The organism is Pseudoalteromonas sp. JC3 (assembly GCF_030291895.1).
Taxonomy (GTDB): Bacteria; Pseudomonadota; Gammaproteobacteria; order Enterobacterales; family Alteromonadaceae; genus Pseudoalteromonas.
The window spans coordinates 288,304-305,140 of the sequence record NZ_CP127855.1 but is presented as its reverse complement, the minus strand read 5'-3'; the positions used below and the strand labels follow the sequence as shown (position 1 = coordinate 305,140).

Annotated in this window: 14 protein-coding genes; 4 read left to right on the top strand and 10 right to left on the bottom strand. The window is 45.0% G+C overall.

Annotated elements, in window-relative coordinates; genetic code table 11:
• Nucleotides 1-312: 312 nt before the first annotated feature.
• The 3 genes from elbB to QSH61_RS01255 all read left to right on the top strand — a co-directional run bounded on the left by elbB (nucleotide 313) and on the right by QSH61_RS01255 (nucleotide 4,393).
• Complete coding sequence (gene elbB / locus QSH61_RS01265) at nucleotides 313-963, top strand: isoprenoid biosynthesis glyoxalase ElbB (protein WP_039494621.1); 651 nt, start codon at nucleotides 313-315, stop codon at nucleotides 961-963.
• A gap of 244 nt (nucleotides 964-1,207) precedes the next feature.
• A complete protein-coding gene (locus tag QSH61_RS01260; protein WP_010607776.1) occupies nucleotides 1,208-1,600 on the top strand; it encodes a c-type cytochrome in 393 nt (130 codons plus the stop codon).
• Nucleotides 1,601-1,822: 222 nt separating this feature from the next.
• The gene (locus tag QSH61_RS01255) at nucleotides 1,823-4,393 is read left to right on the top strand and encodes a sensor domain-containing diguanylate cyclase (protein ID WP_174170896.1); all 2,571 of its coding nucleotides are present in this window, start codon (nucleotides 1,823-1,825) and stop codon (nucleotides 4,391-4,393) included.
• On the opposite strand, the gene rep is transcribed toward QSH61_RS01255, so the two are convergent.
• A complete protein-coding gene (gene rep / locus QSH61_RS01250; RefSeq protein WP_010607774.1) occupies nucleotides 4,379-6,394 on the bottom strand; it encodes a DNA helicase Rep in 2,016 nt (671 codons plus the stop codon). The genes QSH61_RS01255 and rep overlap by 15 nt on opposite strands.
• 191 nt (nucleotides 6,395-6,585) lie before the next feature.
• Here rep and ubiK point away from each other — a divergent pair, with 191 nt between their 5' ends.
• Nucleotides 6,586-6,855, top strand: a complete 270-nt coding sequence (gene ubiK / locus QSH61_RS01245; RefSeq protein WP_010376312.1) for a ubiquinone biosynthesis accessory factor UbiK — start codon at nucleotides 6,586-6,588, stop codon at nucleotides 6,853-6,855.
• Nucleotides 6,856-6,921: 66 nt separating this feature from the next.
• Here the strand turns inward: ubiK and can are convergent, their stop codons facing one another.
• The 9 genes from can to ilvG all read right to left on the bottom strand — a co-directional run bounded on the left by can (nucleotide 6,922) and on the right by ilvG (nucleotide 16,818).
• Nucleotides 6,922-7,590 carry a carbonate dehydratase gene (can, locus tag QSH61_RS01240; protein ID WP_206471675.1) on the bottom strand — a complete coding sequence of 223 codons (669 nt, stop codon included), beginning with the start codon at nucleotides 7,588-7,590 and terminating at the stop codon, nucleotides 6,922-6,924.
• Nucleotides 7,590-8,786, bottom strand: coding sequence for a methyltransferase (locus QSH61_RS01235; protein WP_010607771.1), 1,197 nt, complete (start codon nucleotides 8,784-8,786; stop codon nucleotides 7,590-7,592). The genes can and QSH61_RS01235 overlap by 1 nt, the downstream gene beginning before the upstream one ends.
• A 27-nt stretch (nucleotides 8,787-8,813) precedes the next feature.
• Nucleotides 8,814-9,866: an ABC transporter substrate-binding protein gene (locus QSH61_RS01230; RefSeq protein WP_206471695.1), complete on the bottom strand. Its 1,053-nt coding sequence runs from the start codon at nucleotides 9,864-9,866 to the stop codon at nucleotides 8,814-8,816.
• A gap of 122 nt (nucleotides 9,867-9,988) precedes the next feature.
• Complete coding sequence (locus tag QSH61_RS01225; RefSeq protein ID WP_206471674.1) at nucleotides 9,989-10,423, bottom strand: hypothetical protein; 435 nt, start codon at nucleotides 10,421-10,423, stop codon at nucleotides 9,989-9,991.
• A 57-nt stretch (nucleotides 10,424-10,480) separates the two neighbouring features.
• Nucleotides 10,481-12,022, bottom strand: coding sequence for a threonine ammonia-lyase, biosynthetic (gene ilvA, locus QSH61_RS01220; protein ID WP_206471673.1), 1,542 nt, complete (start codon nucleotides 12,020-12,022; stop codon nucleotides 10,481-10,483).
• A 2-nt stretch (nucleotides 12,023-12,024) separates the two neighbouring features.
• A complete protein-coding gene (gene ilvD, locus QSH61_RS01215; protein WP_206471672.1) occupies nucleotides 12,025-13,881 on the bottom strand; it encodes a dihydroxy-acid dehydratase in 1,857 nt (618 codons plus the stop codon).
• A gap of 92 nt (nucleotides 13,882-13,973) precedes the next feature.
• The gene (locus tag QSH61_RS01210; protein ID WP_010607766.1) at nucleotides 13,974-14,897 is read right to left on the bottom strand and encodes a branched-chain amino acid transaminase; all 924 of its coding nucleotides are present in this window, start codon (nucleotides 14,895-14,897) and stop codon (nucleotides 13,974-13,976) included.
• Nucleotides 14,898-14,917: 20 nt separating this feature from the next.
• Nucleotides 14,918-15,160 carry an acetolactate synthase 2 small subunit gene (ilvM, locus tag QSH61_RS01205; RefSeq protein WP_010376329.1) on the bottom strand — a complete coding sequence of 81 codons (243 nt, stop codon included), beginning with the start codon at nucleotides 15,158-15,160 and terminating at the stop codon, nucleotides 14,918-14,920.
• A complete protein-coding gene (gene ilvG, locus QSH61_RS01200) occupies nucleotides 15,157-16,818 on the bottom strand; it encodes an acetolactate synthase 2 catalytic subunit (RefSeq protein WP_206471671.1) in 1,662 nt (553 codons plus the stop codon). The genes ilvM and ilvG overlap by 4 nt, the downstream gene beginning before the upstream one ends.
• Nucleotides 16,819-16,837 lie beyond the last annotated feature (19 nt).

Here is a 16,837-nt window from a genome sequence, read left to right as displayed (position 1 = left end):
ACTTTGTAGACAAACACGAAAAATCGCTCCGAAACTTTGTTGTAAAAGTCAGAGTGTAAATTAAAACTTTGATTTACTTGCGCTTTTTGTGCCTTTTTTATTGTTATTATCTTTACCGCTTTGTGGATAAAGAATTTTTTTAGTCACGCTTAACAATCTGGGTGAGTAAAAAATAGCCTGATTTTCTCAAGCGGAGGAGTATACTAACACAATTGATCAAAGATCATAGAAGATCCTTTATAATTTTTTAATTCGTGCATAATTCTTTTTATGCATATAGCGCGCATGATGTGACATTGAAGGGAGAAATGAATGAAAAAAGTAGCGGTAATTTTAAGTGGCTGTGGAGTATTCGACGGTGCCGAGATCCACGAGTCAGTATTAACACTACTCAATCTTGAAAAAGCAGGGGCAAGCTATCAGTGCTTTGCACCTAATATTGATCAATTCCATGTGATCAATCACATCACCGGTGAAGAACAAGATGAACGTCGTAATGTTCTTGTTGAAGCCGCCCGCATTGCACGCGGAGAAATTGCAGATCTGGAAACATTAAGTGCTGACGAATTCGATGCTTTGGTATTACCAGGAGGTTTTGGTGTAGCAAAGAATCTTTCTGATTTTGCTTTTAAAGGCGCAGATTCTACGATTCTTGAAAGCGTAAAGCGCGTATGTCGTGAGTTCAATCACCAGCAAAAGCCTATCGCTTATTTGTGCATTGCGCCAGCACTCATCGCCCATATCCACACACCGGGTACACTCGCGACCATAGGCAATGATGTTGATACCGCAGCGGCAGTTAATACGCTTGGTGCAAAGCACGTGGATTGTGAAGTGACCGAGATCGTCGTTGATGATAATGAAAAAGTGATTAGTACACCGGCATACATGCTGGCGTCATCCATCCTTGAAGCCGCGACAGGTATCGAAAAGGCGGTGACGAAACTAATCGAAATGGCATAAAAGCGATCGCTTCTCCTACCCATTCGTAATAGTAAAGGAAAACGTTAGAGCCGATCGACTCACATTTCGGCCTAACGTTATTGCAAATTTAGGCGAAAAAGCTTGCCCTAACGCAATAAATTAATGGTTTTAACCATTTATACTCAAGTTTACGTTTTATAAATGAACAGGTGACGTTATAATCCCAATAATTCCGTCATCCATTATCGTGATTGAACACGTTCAAACGAAGTGAGCAAGGTAAATGAAAAAACTTTCAGCAGCACTTTTATTGCTATCAACAGCCGCAGTTGCGCAACCATACGACAATTCTTTAACTGAAGAAGCGATTAAGAAACGTCTTCAGCCTATCGGCTCAGTATATTTAGCTGGTGCTGAAAGTGCTGCAGAAGCCGAGCCATCAGGACCTCGTTCAGGTGAGCAGGTTTATCAAGCAGCATGTTTTGCTTGTCACGGCACAGGCGCACTAGGTGCACCAAAAACAGCTGACGATTGGGCGCCTCGCATTGCCAAAGGTAAAGACGTATTACTAGACCATGCGATCAATGGCTTCAATGCAATGCCTCCTCGTGGTACTTGTATGAACTGCTCGGATGATGAGATTGCAGCGGCAATTGATTTCATGACAAGCAAATAAATATTTCAACTTCTCTATATTAGGGTAAAAAGACTTATTGGACAGTGCAGCGTTTATCGCTGCATTTTCGTCTCAATATAGTGCCATAAAAGCCATGATTAACGCTGGCTTGATATCGCTCTATAAAACGAGCAGGAATGAGAAATTTACACTTGACCGCTTCGGCTAAAAGTGAAACTATTAAGCTCAATAATTAAACAACAATAAGAACTGGTTTCGTCATTGGAAGAGCCACAACAGCAGGTTAGGAGACTATCTCGGCGAACCGCCAGATTAGAGTCTTTACTTAAAAAGTATAAAAGAAAGTCTCAACTTCAATACACACTAATTCAGTTATCAGAACAGGCTAGTACTGTTGCTGAGCTTACCTTGTTGTATCCCGCAATCCACAATATTCTGTCTCAATATTTACCTAGCAAAAGCTTTTATGTTGTCCTGCAAAATCGCTTTACTCAAGCGCTTGAGCTATCGTATTTTGTTGATGAGAAAGATGGTATTTCTGTCCCTCTTCATGAAGCACATCACTTCAAAGATGGTGTAACTGGGTTTGTATTTAAAACCGGTGAAACTGTTTACCTCACCAAAGACGACATGCTATCGCGAGCCAATGCTGGCGATTTTAAGATAATGGGTAGTCAAGCAGAGCATTGGGTAGGTGTACCTATCTATCGCGATGGCGCAATCATTGGCGTTATGGTGTCGCAAAGCTACAAAGCGGAACAATCCTATAGCGATCATCAAGTTGAATTGCTTGAAGTGATGTCATTATATTTGGCCACAGCGATTGAACGCGTTAAAAAGCGTGAGTTACTAGAGTCTGAAGTGAAAATTCGCACGCGGGCACTAATGCAAAGTAATGAAGCACTTAATAAAGAAATAGAAAACCGCAAGCGTGCGCTAGAAAGACAGCAAATCTTATTCAAGATCTCTGAATTAGCAACCCAGTTCTCCGATATTGACGATGTTTACCAACAAGTTCACGACATTATTCGTTCTATTACTTTTGCCGACAATCTTTATATTGCACTTTACGATAAAGAGACGAATTGGCTCACCTTCCCGTATAGCGTTGATGAAAAAACCAGTTACAACCCTCGTCCATTTGCAAAAGGGTATAGTGAGCTGGTCATTCGTACTGAGCAAAGCCAATTAATAGACAGTACCCGTGCCAAAGCCTTAGCACTAGAGGGCACGGTAGAGCGCCCTGCAGGCTATAACCACAAGCTTGCTGCAACGAGTTGGCTTGGTGCACCATTAAAAACGGCTACTGGCGTCATCGGTCTGATCGCATGCCAAGCTTACGAGCACAAACACGAATTTAATTATGATGATGTTGAGCTGATCTCGTTTGTATCTAATCAAATTGCCTCTGTACTACAAACGCACCTAGCGAACCAAGCGCTTAAGATCAGTCACCAGCAGTTAGAACATCGAGTTGCGGAGAAGACCAAAGAGCTACAGCAAGCCAATTTACATCTACAAATGCAGATGGAAGAGCGCAAGAAGATTGAGCAACAGCTTTATCATGATGCCCATCATGATTCACTCACGGGTCTACCAAACCGTAGTTTGTTTTTAACTCAGCTCGAAAAGACGCTGCAAAAACATCATCGTTACCCCGAAGATAACTTTGCCGTTCTCTTTATCGATTTAGATAAGTTTAAAGACATAAATGATGAATTAGGTCACCAAGCAGGCGATCAGTTTTTGGTGTGGGTGGCACAGTCATTCTTAGAGTGTATTCGTGAACACGATTTATTAGCACGACTTGCCGGTGATGAGTTCGTGATCTTACTTGATCACCTAACCGATCGTCAGCAAGCGGAAGATGTCGCCAAGCGTATTATCAAAGTCATGCAACAACCTTTCTGCTTGAAAGGAGTATGCATGCAAAGTGGTGCCAGCATAGGTATCACCTATAGTAATAAGCTGTATCGTAACACCGATGAAATTATCAGAGATGCCGATGCGGCAATGTACTATGCCAAAAACGCTGGCCGTGGTCGCTATGAATTTTATCATCCATTACTTACCGCAAGCTCAAACGCTCAGAAGCAACAAGAACAGCATCACTTAGATAAGCTCCCTACTCACTTCCGCTGCACGGAAATCGTAAACTGGTCAGATAGCGCCCAGCCAATTGGCTTTTTGGAAGCCTTTGGCGAACATCCAGTATTAGGCAGCACCAGTTTTGATATTCTGAAAAAGTTTGCCGCAGAAAAAACTCAGCTGCTTGAAATTGAATTGCATCTACTAAACAAAGCGCAAGAAATAGCACGTAACCGCGATGAAGATATGCTATTTGGTTGTTCTGCAATGTTACTAGAAAGTGCACATTTTGACGCGTTAAAGCAGCAGCTACAGCGGCAAGACAAAACACTTTGTTTACTCTTCGAAGAGAGCGAAATTCGCTTTGCTTCTAGTCAGCAAGTATTAAATCTCAGAGCCTTGGCCGATATGGGGATCCCTATCGGACTGAATAATTTTGGTAAAGATCGCTGCGATCTAACCCTGATCAGCCAAGTTGACTTTACCTATGTCTTATTAAGCTCGACGTTTAGTAAACGCGTCTTACAACAAACGAGTTATGAGGTTCAATTGCAAGGTATTTTAGCCGTTACTAAAGTGAAGAATATTAAGGTCATCGCCCGAGGTCCTGCGATTTTAAACTTTAGAAGCTTACTGGAAAAGCATGGCTTGCAGCTATTTTTTGGCAAACAGCAAATGTTGGATAAGGGCAACGAACGTGTAGCCTTTATCCAAAATTTTGATAACGAATCAGTCCCGTCTTAGCATTGCCCGTAAATTCGCAACGTTAGATTTACCTTTTTCCATTCGTTCTGCCTGTGTCGCTACAGGCTTTTTTCCTTCAATTTGTAAATCATCTTGCGGCAATTCTTGTACAAAGCGGCTCAGCTCTGGGGTGATTTGCTCACCAAATTGACGACGACTTTTGGTATAAGTCAATGTTAGGGTTTGCTGAGCGCGAGTTATACCAACATAGGCCAAACGCCTTTCCTCTTCGACATTATCTTCGTCAATACTCGTTTGGTGGGGTAGTAACCCTTCTTCCATCCCCACCATAAATACGTGTGGATATTCAAGACCTTTGGACGCATGCAGCGTTAATAACTGCACTGCATCTGAGTCATCTTCCTCTTCATTGCGCTCAAGCATATCTCTTAATGTGAGTTTGCTTACCACTTCTGGCAGTGTCATGGCGGGGTTATCAGCATCTCCCGTGAGCATATCACTTATCCAACGGTATAGTTCTGATACGTTTTTCATCCGCATTTCAGCCGCTTTAGCGCTGGGAGATGACTCGTAAAGATACGCTTCGTAATTAATTTCACGGATCATATCTTTTACCGCTTCCAAGGTATCTCCGCGGGTTGCTCGGTCGGAAAGCTCAACCACCCAGCGCGCAAATCCCATCAATGCATTTAAGCCACGCCCCGCCAAACGGTCCGCAAGCTCTGACTCAAAACACGCCGCAAATAGACTAATATGACGCTCGTTGGCAAAGCTTCCTAGCTTTTCTAATGTTACCGGACCAATCTCGCGTCGTGGGGTATTGACGATACGTAAAAATGCGTTGTCATCATCTTGATTCACTAAGAACCGCAAATAAGCCATGATGTCTTTGATTTCACTGCGTGCAAAGAACGACATACCGCCACTAATTTTGTATGGAATACGGTTGGTCATGAGTGCTTTTTCAAACACTCTAGCTTGGTGATTTCCACGATAGAGCAATGCATAGTCGCGATAGCTGGTACGTTTCATAAACTTATGTGAAATGATCTCCGCGACCACACGCTCCGCTTCATGTTCTTCGTCACGAGTCGCTATCACACGGATCGGGTCGCCATACCCCAGTTCACTAAACAGCTGTTTATCAAATTCATGGGGATTGTTGGCGATAAGGATATTCGCAGCCTTTAGGATCCGCCCTGCGCTACGATAGTTTTGCTCCAACTTGATAAGTCTTAGGCCTGGAAAGTCTTTGCTCAGTAGCACTAAGTTTTGCGGTTTAGCGCCACGCCATGAATAGATAGACTGATCATCGTCACCAACCACAGTAAAACGTGCGCGCTCACCTACCAGCAATTTCACTAACTGGTACTGGCTGGTATTGGTATCTTGATACTCATCCACCAGCAAATAGCGGAAACGTTGCTGCCAGCGCTCTCTCACATCAACTGACTGATTCAAAAGCAAAGTTGGGATCATAATAAGATCGTCAAAGTCTAGGGCATTGTAAGCACGCAGCTGTGTTTGATAACGCGCATAAAGCTGAGCGAATAGCGCTTTTTGTGGCTCTCGCGCTTCTCGAATAGCACGCTCAGGCAAAATAAGTTCATTCTTCCAGTTACCAATCTGCATTTTCAGCAAATTGAGTAAGTCTTTATCACGCTCAAGCTCTTTTTCAGTGAGTTCACTTAACAACTGATTCGTGTCTTGATCATCAAACAAGGAAAAGCCAGGTTTATACCCTAAGGTCTTGACCTCTTTTTTAATGATTTCCAGCCCTAATGTATGGAATGTCGACACCCACAAACCCTTAGCTTCTTGCTTGCCCAAAGTTTGTGCCACACGTTCACGCATTTCTTTCGCCGCTTTGTTGGTAAAGGTGACCGCTGCGATATTCTTTGCTTTGTATTCACACTGCTGCACTAGGTAGGCAATTTTATTGGTAATAACCCGGGTTTTACCTGAGCCCGCACCTGCCAATACAAGGCATGGACCACTGATATATTTTACCGCTTCGTCTTGTTTTGGGTTGAGCTTCATGCAACTAATCCGGTTATCTTCTCGCTTGGCACAATGTTGGCAACAACTGTCAGTGCTGAGGGGTTGAGGAATTCTTATAAACAGGCCCTAGTTTACCGTATCCATATAAAACTATGAAGCGAACCTTTTCCGTCTGCGGCGCATAAGGTAAGATGGAATTTGTATACTGACTCGCAAGCTAAGGTAAGAAGATGATTAATCCAGCCAAAATTGAAGAAATTGCTAAGCAAATTTCCAGTAACATGCCACAGGGCGTAAAAAATCTTGCTGAAACATTTGAAGCAAGAACGAAACAGGCGATCCAGAGCAAATTATCAGAAATGGATTTTGTTAGCAGAGAAGAGTTTGATATTCAAAGCAAAGTGCTGATCCGCACGCGTGAAAAGTTGGTTGAACTTGAAGAAAAAGTGGCGCAGTTAGAAGCACAACTTGCCAGCCAAGCATCCGACTCGCAGGAATAAGCAACCACAGCTTCGGATAGTAAAGCGTGCGCTTGTGGCGCACGCAATCTCTAAACTCTGTTGACCCTAGCAATAGCGCTGGTTCACACCAAGCAGAGACTTTTCATAGCAAAGCGACAGTTGCTCCATATTTTCTACGGCGCTCACCACCTCATTTAAGAGGCCATCAGCAAGGCCATAAACCCACCCGTGTACCGTCAAAGCTTGACCTCGCTGCCAAGCATCTTGAACGATATTGCTCTGACACACGTTACGCACCTGTTCTATCACATTTAACTCGCAAAGCGCCGCACACTGCTTTTCTTTGCTCACTTGTTCAATAATCGCTTGGTGTTTCTCTTTCACATCAGCGACATGACGCAGCCAGTTATCGATAAGGCCAAACTTAGCATTATCGAGCACCGCTTGCACTCCACCGCAACCGTAGTGACCGACCACCATAATGTGATCTACTTTGAGCACCTCAACCGCATACTGCATGACCGACAAACAGTTGTGATCAGTATGCACCACAACATTGGCAACATTGCGGTGAACAAACAATTCTCCAGGCATTAAGTCAACAATCTCGTTGGCAGGCACACGAGAGTCAGAGCAGCCGATCCATAGATAATCTGGATTCTGTTGTTGCGACAGTTTTTTGAAAAACTCAGGATCACTGGCATTGGTGCGATCTGCCCACTGTTTATTATTATCGAGTAAGTGACTCAGTGGACTTGGGCTCGTATTACACATTAATGGTTCTCCGACTGACGTTCAGCCTGTATCAAAATATTCCTTGGGGTGAGCGACTTTTCGCAAAAAGTACTAAGGGTGACATCATACCCAGCTGCTTGCAGATATAAAACCCTATCCAGGACCAACCAGATCTCAATCGCACGACGAAACACGTGTCGTACTAGCTCAATTCTGTCCGTTACTTGCTTTCGTTCACGCCCAATACGTTCATATTGGTCAAAATCAATTCCATCAGGTAGGACGAGCTGCTTCTGCTCAGCTGCCCAATAACAGAATTCACTAAACGACCCCGAAAAAATAGCCTTATTGACCGAAGGCACACTCACGTAATGTTTATCTGCGGTAAGTTCTCTGCGCAGCGCATCAAACCCTAAGCGCCAACTCACCTCTTTTTTACGTACTTGTGCCACTCTCCCGGGTGCTGTAACTGTCTCTTGCAGCGCTAACTTCATATCGTGATGAGATAAGTTGAGCTGACTCTGCTGTGCTTCAACACTCATGGCTTGATAATCAGGTGGTGTAAATAAGTGATAGCAGCATGGAGAGAGCGATAGCTTTTTCATGCCATTCGCCACTGCTTGGTGCATAAATACACGATGTAATTCACCACATGCATGCAGGGCAATACCATGGCGGTTTTCAACGAAGTGGTGATGTATGTCATCTTTCAGCACGTCGGCACAATGAAAATGCAAGTTTAGATTTTGCCGCTTCGCACTTTCCTCTCCTTGTCGACACAGATCTGCTTGAAGCTCAATACTGTTCACTTCAGGCGCGCCATGATAAGAAAGCAATCGGCCTAAATGACCTTTACCTGCGCACCACTCTAGTACCGATGCTTTAGTTTCGTTTACTGCGGCAACAAAGTCTTGAAGTTGCTCTAATTTACGTCCCTTTATGCCATTGCTCAGCCAAAACGGTAACTCATCTCTACGGCCCACTTTTTGCGGTAAAGCACTTAAGACCGTAAGTTGTTCAAGTTCGGGAATATAGCGACTAAAAAAAGTAAAAAGGGCATCAGTGTCACTGTCTAATGTTGATACTGCATCGTCGCTTAATCGCAGTAATTCAGATTGTAGTTGTGGCCAAGGAATAGTGAGATGCTCAAAAGCAACGACTTGCCAATATTGTCGGGTATCGAATAATAATTTATCTAGAAGTTGAAAGCGTTTGCTCGGTTCCACAATGGCCACGGTTGTCAGGGAAACAATACCCTTATTCTAGCGTAATTGTTGATGATATTTACGAGAAAAAATTAAGTGGATATACATTGGAATACAAACCAATGTCAAAATCGCTGCAATAATCAACACCCAAGATAACTTAGGTTGTTCATTCTTCACTTCTGAATAAATAAAGCGCGCTTTGTGTTCATGAAACTGACTCACATCTAAGTGATATAGCTGTGCTATCCATTGCCATTTTGCCGTTGACATTGTTCCAATTGGAATATTAGCCACCTTTATGAACTCCGTTAACTTCTCTGCCTCAAATGCGAGCTGTTCCAAGGATTTTTGGGTAGCGTATTGCTGCTTCGTTATCGCTAAGGTTTCTTCTAGATGTAACATAGCGTATCGCCAACCTTTAAGGCTCGCACGACGAAAGCGTTTAACAAGCTCAGGGCGGTTTTCTAGTACGCTTTCCGTAGTAAAGAGCACGTCAGCATAAACGTTTAAACCAAACTGCTTTGGGCAAATTTCACGGGTTGATAGACCGCTTTGCTGTACTGCATAGGGCTCATTGGTGCTATAAACTTGCATCGCATCAAATTTACCAGCGATAAAGTCTTTCAGTGGCTCATTGCCTGAATACAAGCGCATATTTTGTGTATTGACGCCGGCACGTTGCAACATCATGAGCAACTCACCGTTTTCTGTGTGTCCTAAATGACTGAGGCGTTTCCCCTGAAAATCACGAGGAACATAAATATCACTGTCGGCTCTTACCATCCAACAATAAGGAGAAGACTGTAACACCGCTGCAAGCGCCACAAAGGGTTTACCATTGAGTCTTTGTTTTAAGAGGCCTGAGTGAAACACTCCAAACTGAGCTTGACCATATAACACACGAAAATCAACGTTAGGATTATTGGGATCGGCAGGAAGAATATGAACGTCTAACCCTTCCCTATGATAAAACCCTTTTTCCTTTGCCATATAGTAACCAGCAAACTGAAATTGATGTGTCCACTTTAACTGTAATGTGACTTTTTCAAGGGCTGTAATTTGAGTGCTCAAAAATAAAAGTAATAACGCAACATAGTACCTAAACATCATATCCTTGCGTTTTTCAACTGATAATAGCTAACTATAGTTTAAGGTGCTCAGGCTGCCATTAAGATTGGGTAAGTATTGAATATAACAGTGAGTTAAGTACTACTTTAACTGACTAGGGTTCAAAGCAGCTGTACGTTGCAATTCTCTATATGTGTACCTAGTATGTTCTTAAGGTGATGATAGATCTGCTCTTGGCTGCCTTTGCACATAATGTCATAGCCATTACCATTATTCTTCTCGATGATCCCAAGGTAATTATCATCAATAGCGACAGACTCAACTTGCGCTATTGGCATCATAATTTTATTTGCCCCGTAGATGAGCATTAACTTCTCGCCCTCTTTTAATAACATTTGCTCTGGGCGTCTGTTGGTACCTGTACCACCTTGGAATACGACCGATATCACTGTTATTGCAAACGCAATTGGCAAGAAAAGTGTGTGTTCGAACAGATCTGGCCAAAGCGCACTCGCACCAAAATATAAGCCCGCAAGCAGTAAAAGCCTTGCAACTAACGTTATGAAAATGTCCTTATTTGTTCTTTTTCTAATCATGTAATTCACTGATAAAATTAGGTACTTTCATGGCCAGCGTACCTAATTCAGTACTTATTATCCAGCCTTTTGCTTTTGCAACTGCTCGCCATGCAAAAAGCGTGTAAAACACGGGTTATCTGTTTCTTCTTGAAACTGATACGCCAACTTTGCAAGATGTTCATCAAAACGCTCATAATCACTGGGCTCAACTTCAAAAGCGGCTAACACATTACCCTGTGCCGCACCGTGATTGCGATAATGAAATAATGTAATATTCCAATTACAGCCGAGCATGTCTAAAAAGCGCGCTAATGCGCCTGGATATTCAGGAAATTCAAAACGCAATAAACGTTCATTCATGACGCTCGGCGGTTTGCCGCCTACCATATATCTCACATGTAACTTTGCCAGTTCGTTATCTGATAAGTCATCAAACAGGTAGCCGTTTTGATGCAACGAAGCGGTTAACTCAGTTAGCTCTTGCTGGCCATTTCTAAGCCCAACACCAACAAAAATTTGCGCTTCGCCACAGCCGGCATAGCGATAGTTAAACTCAGTGATCGCTCGGCCACCAAGAGAGTGACAAAAACGCTTAAAGCTGCCTTTTTCTTCAGGAATAGTCACCCCGAGCAATGCTTCGTGTTTAGCACCTAGCGCCGTTCTTTCGGCGATATACCTCAACCGATCGAAGTTTAAATTTGCGCCTGACAAGATAGCCGCAACACTCAGCCCCTTTTCGCCCGTTTGCGCGAGCCACTTCTTCAAGCCCGCAGTTGATAACGCGCCGGAAGGCTCTGCAGTTGCTCTCGTCTCCACAAAAATATCTTGAACCGCCGCACAAATTTCATCGGCATTAACCGTCACGACTTCGTCGCAGAACTTTTGTGCTAATCGAAAAGTTTCTGTACCAATAAGCTTTACCGCCACGCCGTCCGCAAAGCCTCCGACTCGCTCAAGCTCCACGGGTTCTCCCGCTTCAAGCGCGGCTTTAAGGCATGCACTGTCCTCAGCTTCTACCCCAATAATACGGATATCAGGGCGAAGTGACTTCAAATACACCGCCATTCCCGCAAGCAAACCACCACCTCCTACGGGAATAAATACGACATCTAGTTCATCAAGTTGCTGAATTAACTCTCGCGCCACCGTACCTTGGCCGATGATCACATCTTTATCATCAAACGGCGGGACAAAAACACCACTTTGCGCTGCACAAAGATCTAGCGCGTACTGCTTTGCCGCATCGAAGTGATGGCCGTGTAAGATCACTTCACCACCGAGCTTACGAACCGCGTTGACCTTGATCTCTGGCGTAGTCACAGGCATTACAATGGTGGCGTGCTGACCTAGATGCGTTGCACTTAGCGCAACCCCTTGAGCATGATTACCCGCAGAAGCAGTATACACCCGCGCTCCTTTCGGCAACTGACGTAGCTTGTTATACGCACCACGCAATTTGAAAGAATAGACCGGCTGTTGATCTTCTCTTTTTAGCCAAATTTGGTTACCAAGCTGGGCGGACATTTGCTCTAATTGATTCACTTGCGTTACCTCAACGAGCGGTGCCACATTCGCCTGAATAATGGCTCTAAAGTAATCAAGCTCTTGGGAAACCATCGCTAGCCTAACTCCTCTAGTTTTTGTAAGTCACGTACCGCGCCTTTGTCGGCACTCGTTGCAAGCAGCGCATAGGCTTTTAGCGCGGGACTCACATAACGTTCTCTGTTAACTGGTTTGTACGCTTCTTTACCACGAGCGAGTTGCTTTTCATGGCGCAGCGCCAACTCGGTGTCGTCCAATTTAACGTCAATGCTGCGGTTATAGATGTCGATGGCGACAACATCGCCGTTTTCAACCAGCGCCAAATTGCCACCACTGGCAGCCTCTGGAGACGCATGGCCAATAGAAAGTCCAGAAGTACCGCCGGAAAAACGACCATCGGTAAGTAAAGCGCAGTCTTTATCTAGCCCCATCGATTTAAGATAGCTAGTTGGATACAGCATTTCTTGCATACCCGGACCACCTTTAGGCCCTTCGTAGCGAATGATCACTACATCACCTTTCTTAACTTGGCCACCCAGTATCCCCTCGACGGCATCGTCTTGAGATTCAAATACTACAGCGGGCCCCGTAAAGCGCAGCATTTCATCGGCCACCCCGGCACTTTTCACGATACAACCATCAGGCGCTAAGTTACCTTTCAATACTGCAAGGCCGCCATCTTGCCTAAAGGCATGCTCGATAGAGCGAATACAGCCGCCTTCACGGTCTAAATCAAGCTCATCCCAGCGATACTCTTGGCTCATAGCTTGGGTAGTGCGGATCCCAGCAGGTCCCGCGCGATAGAAAGTTTGTGCCCGTTCGTTATCACTGTCTGCGGCATTCCAACGCGCAATAACTTCACCTAGATTTCCGCCAGCAACATGCCCCACCGACAGGTCCAATTTATCGCCTCTGGCCAGCTCGTTGAGAATGGCCATAATGCCGCCAGCACGGTGAACGTCTTCAATGTGATACTGTTGTGTTGCCGGAGCAACTTTACACAAAAAGGGTGTGCTACGAGATAAGCGGTCTATGTCATTCATATCAAAATCGACAAAGCCTTCTTGCGCAGCCGCCAATAAATGCAGCACGGTATTGGATGAACCGCCCATCGCGATATCTAATGTCATGGCGTTCATAAATGCGGCTTGGTTCGCAATGTTGCGAGGCAGCACTTGCTCATTGTCTTTACCATAGTATTCATCACATAAAGCCATGATGCGCTTTGCTGCGCCCAAATACAGCTGTTGGCGGTCTTTGTGTGTCGCTAGTGTCGTACCATTACCAGGTAACGCTAAGCCCAGCGCTTCTAAAAGACAGTTCATGGAGTTGGCAGTAAACATGCCTGAACACGAACCACAAGTAGGACAAGCAGAGCGCTCAACTTGCTCAGAGTCTTCATCACTCACCGTCGGATCTGCGCCTTTTACCATGGCATCGACAAGATCCAATTTTAGATCTATATCCGCTAAACGAGTTTTTCCCGCTTCCATCGGGCCGCCGGAAACAAAGATCACCGGAATATTCAACCGCAGTGCCGCAAGTAGCATGCCTGGGGTGATTTTGTCGCAGTTAGAAATACAGACCATGGCATCAGCACAATGAGCGTTAACCATGTACTCTACCGAATCTGCAATTAAGTCTCGAGACGGAAGCGAATAAAGCATGCCGCCGTGACCCATGGCGATACCATCATCGATGGCAATGGTATTAAATTCGCGAGGTACGCCGCCTGCTTCTGTTATCGCATCAGCCATCAATGCGCTAAGTTGATTGAGGTGAACATGACCCGGAACAAATTGGGTATATGAATTCACGACCGCAACGATCGGTTTATGGAAATCACTGTCCGTCATTCCCGTTGCTCGCCACAATGCACGAGCTCCCGCGCGTTGTCTGCCCTCAGTAGTTGTCTTGCTCCGTAATTTAGCCATGTTTCACCTTTTTCTCGGCTATGCCGAGTTCCTCATTCCCACAATTTACAATGCGCTTTTGTTCGGGGCGCTTGACCCCGATACCAATAAAATTATTCGTTTACGTACTCTAACCAGCCATTTTCGTCATCAGCTTGACCTTTAACCAAAGCGAAATAGGCCTGCTGTAACTCTTCCGTAATTGGACCTCTACCACCATTACCCACGGTAATTTTGTCTACGCTGCGAACAGGTACTACTTCCGCTGCGGTACCAACCATAAAGAACTCATCAGCAAGATAAAGCGCTTCACGAGCGATCGGCTCTTCACGTACTTCATAGCCGCGTTTTTTCGCCAAATGGATGATAGTGTCGCGCGTAAGACCAGGTAGAATACAAGCTGTGGTTGGCGGGGTATAAAGCACGCCTTTCTTCACAACAAATAAGTTCTCACCAGCGCCCTCGCTCAGGTAGCCATTAACATCAAGTGCGATCCCTTCAACATAACCATTACGCTTCGCCTCACCTGAAATAAGCTGTGAAGATAAGTAGTTACCACCCGCTTTAGCCGCAGTAGGCATGGTATTTGGTGCGAGGCGACTCCAAGAAGAAACACACACATCAACACCTTGTGCTAAGCCTTCTTCACCAAGGTATGCACCCCATTCCATCGCAGCGACTGTCATGTCTGCACGGTGCGATTTCGGATTTAAACCAAGACCTACATGACCTAAAAATGCAAATGGACGAAGGTAAGCATTGGTAAAGTCATTTGCGCGGATAGTCTCTTTACACGCTGCGATTACTTCCTCTTTGGTAAAAGGAATTTCCATACGGTAGATCTTCGCGGAATCAAAGAGGCGCTGAATATGATCGGTTAAGCGGAAAACAGCTGGACCATTTGGCGTATCGTAAGCACGGATCCCTTCAAAAACTGAGCTGCCATAATGTAAAGCATGACTAAGCACATGGGTGGTCGCTTGAAAATAAGGAACCATTTCACCGTTATGCCAAATTACTTCTGATGTTTGTGTCATTGTTAACTACCTTAATTCTTCTAAATTGCCTGTTTCTGTAGTGTATGCAAGTCAACCGCTTGCACTTCTACTAGCTTACTCAGTTGTGAGGTTAATAAATAGATAGGTTTGTCACTATCTACCGTCATTTTGACGTGGAATAAGTCATCTTGACCTTGTAATTCCAAATTCGTTAAGCGAAATCCGCGATGTCTGGCTACGCGTAAAAAGCGCTCCACTGCGATGCTCTGTTGTTTTACTGCAACGGTTAAATGGTGTTTCATGAAAGGCTCTCCGTCATCATTTCATCATTGGCAGCACCAGGTGGAACAAGCGGCCATACGTTTTCTTTATCGTCGATACAAGCATGTAAAATATAGGGCCCTTGCGCATTCACTATGGCGTCAACGGCGTCATCTACTTGGTTTGCATGAGTAATTGTCTGCCCAGGAATACCGAACACGGCAGCCAAAGAGACAAAATCTGGATTGTCTGACAGGTCGGTTTCACTGTAACGACCGTCAAAAAAGAGTTGCTGCCACTGTCTCACCATACCCAGCTTTTGATTGTCTAATATCAATATTTTAACTGGCAGGTTATTACGGCGGATGGTTGCCAACTCTTGAATATTCATCATGATGGAGCCGTCGCCAGATACCGTGATCACCGTGTTGTCTGGACGTGCTATCTGTGCCCCAATTGCAGCAGGTAAGCCAAATCCCATCGTGCCTGCACCGCCACTACTTAAGTGATTGCTTGGGTGACTGAATTTCATGTGCTGGGCCACCCACATTTGATGTTGGCCTACATCGCAGCACACTACCGCTGTATTGGGTAGCTTCTGGCTAAGTTGATTTAACAAATACGGTGCAAATACTTTTTCGCCAGGATAGTCATAACGCCATGCATGTTGACGTTGCAGTGCTTCGATGGTCTCTAGCCATTCGCTATTAGTAACCACACATTCAAGTTGCGGCAATGACTGTTTTAAATCTGCAATAAGCGAAGCCGCTGCGGGTTTACGTTTACCCACTTCTGCAGGGTCGATATCTAAATGGATCACCTTTGCCCCTGCAGCAAACTTTGCCAAATTCCCCGTTACACGGTCATCAAACCGTGCCCCGATACATACCAATAAGTCGCATTGCTGAACCGCCAGATTCGCCGCCTGAGTACCGTGCATACCTAGCATTCCTAAGTCATAATCATAGTCCGGCGTTACGCTGCCCAAAGCCTTTAGCGTCGATACTGCCGGCATATGGGTCTTTTCTAAAAATTGCATCAGCTGCGACTGCGCATCGGCACTTTGTACACCGCCACCAATGTAAGCAACCGGCCGTTTAGCATCACATAATAATTGATTGGCTTTTGCTACTTCAGTTTGCGAAACTCTGGGCTGCTCATCCTTTGGCGCAGCAAAAGGATGAAAAGGCACTTTAGCTAGCTGGATATCTTTAGGAATGTCGACCAACACCGGACCGGGCCGACCAGACTGCGCTAAGTACATGGCTTCTTGTAATACTTCAGCCAAGTCTTCCGCTCGCTCAACCATGTAGCTGTGCTTAGTACATGACAAAGACATGCCCAGTACATCCACCTCTTGAAAGGCATCCGAACCGATAGCAGCGGTCGGCACTTGCCCAGTGATAGCCAGTAGCGGAACTGAATCCATCATGGCATCAGCAAGTGCGGTGATAAGATTTGTAGCGCCAGGTCCAGATGTGGCAAAACAAACCCCAAGCTTACCTGTACTGCGAGCATACCCAACAGCAGCAAAACCAGCACCTTGCTCATGGCGAGTCAAGTAGTGCTTAACTGGCGCGCCATACAAAGCGTCATAAATGGGCATGATGGCACCACCAGGATAACCAAATACGTGTTTAACGCCTTGCTCTTCTAGCACCTTGATAACAAGTTGTGCGCCGGTTGTTGAATTGCTCATGATCTGCTCTCAGTTGCCT

Excerpts from the sequence above, each read along its gene's own strand:
- elbB (WP_039494621.1), top strand. The coding sequence starts at position 313 with ATGAAAAAAGTAGCGGTAATTTTAAGTGGCTGTGGAGTATTCGACGGT.
- QSH61_RS01260 (WP_010607776.1), top strand. The coding sequence starts at position 1,208 with ATGAAAAAACTTTCAGCAGCACTTTTATTGCTATCAACAGCCGCAGTT.
- rep (WP_010607774.1), bottom strand. The coding sequence starts at position 6,394 with ATGAAGCTCAACCCAAAACAAGACGAAGCGGTAAAATATATCAGTGGT.
- ubiK (WP_010376312.1), top strand. The coding sequence starts at position 6,586 with ATGATTAATCCAGCCAAAATTGAAGAAATTGCTAAGCAAATTTCCAGT.
- can (WP_206471675.1), bottom strand. The coding sequence starts at position 7,590 with ATGTGTAATACGAGCCCAAGTCCACTGAGTCACTTACTCGATAATAAT.
- QSH61_RS01230 (WP_206471695.1), bottom strand. The coding sequence starts at position 9,866 with ATGTTTAGGTACTATGTTGCGTTATTACTTTTATTTTTGAGCACTCAA.
- QSH61_RS01225 (WP_206471674.1), bottom strand. The coding sequence starts at position 10,423 with ATGATTAGAAAAAGAACAAATAAGGACATTTTCATAACGTTAGTTGCA.
- ilvA (WP_206471673.1), bottom strand. The coding sequence starts at position 12,022 with ATGGTTTCCCAAGAGCTTGATTACTTTAGAGCCATTATTCAGGCGAAT.
- ilvD (WP_206471672.1), bottom strand. The coding sequence starts at position 13,881 with ATGGCTAAATTACGGAGCAAGACAACTACTGAGGGCAGACAACGCGCG.
- QSH61_RS01210 (WP_010607766.1), bottom strand. The coding sequence starts at position 14,897 with ATGACACAAACATCAGAAGTAATTTGGCATAACGGTGAAATGGTTCCT.
- ilvM (WP_010376329.1), bottom strand. The coding sequence starts at position 15,160 with ATGAAACACCATTTAACCGTTGCAGTAAAACAACAGAGCATCGCAGTG.
- ilvG (WP_206471671.1), bottom strand. The coding sequence starts at position 16,818 with ATGAGCAATTCAACAACCGGCGCACAACTTGTTATCAAGGTGCTAGAA.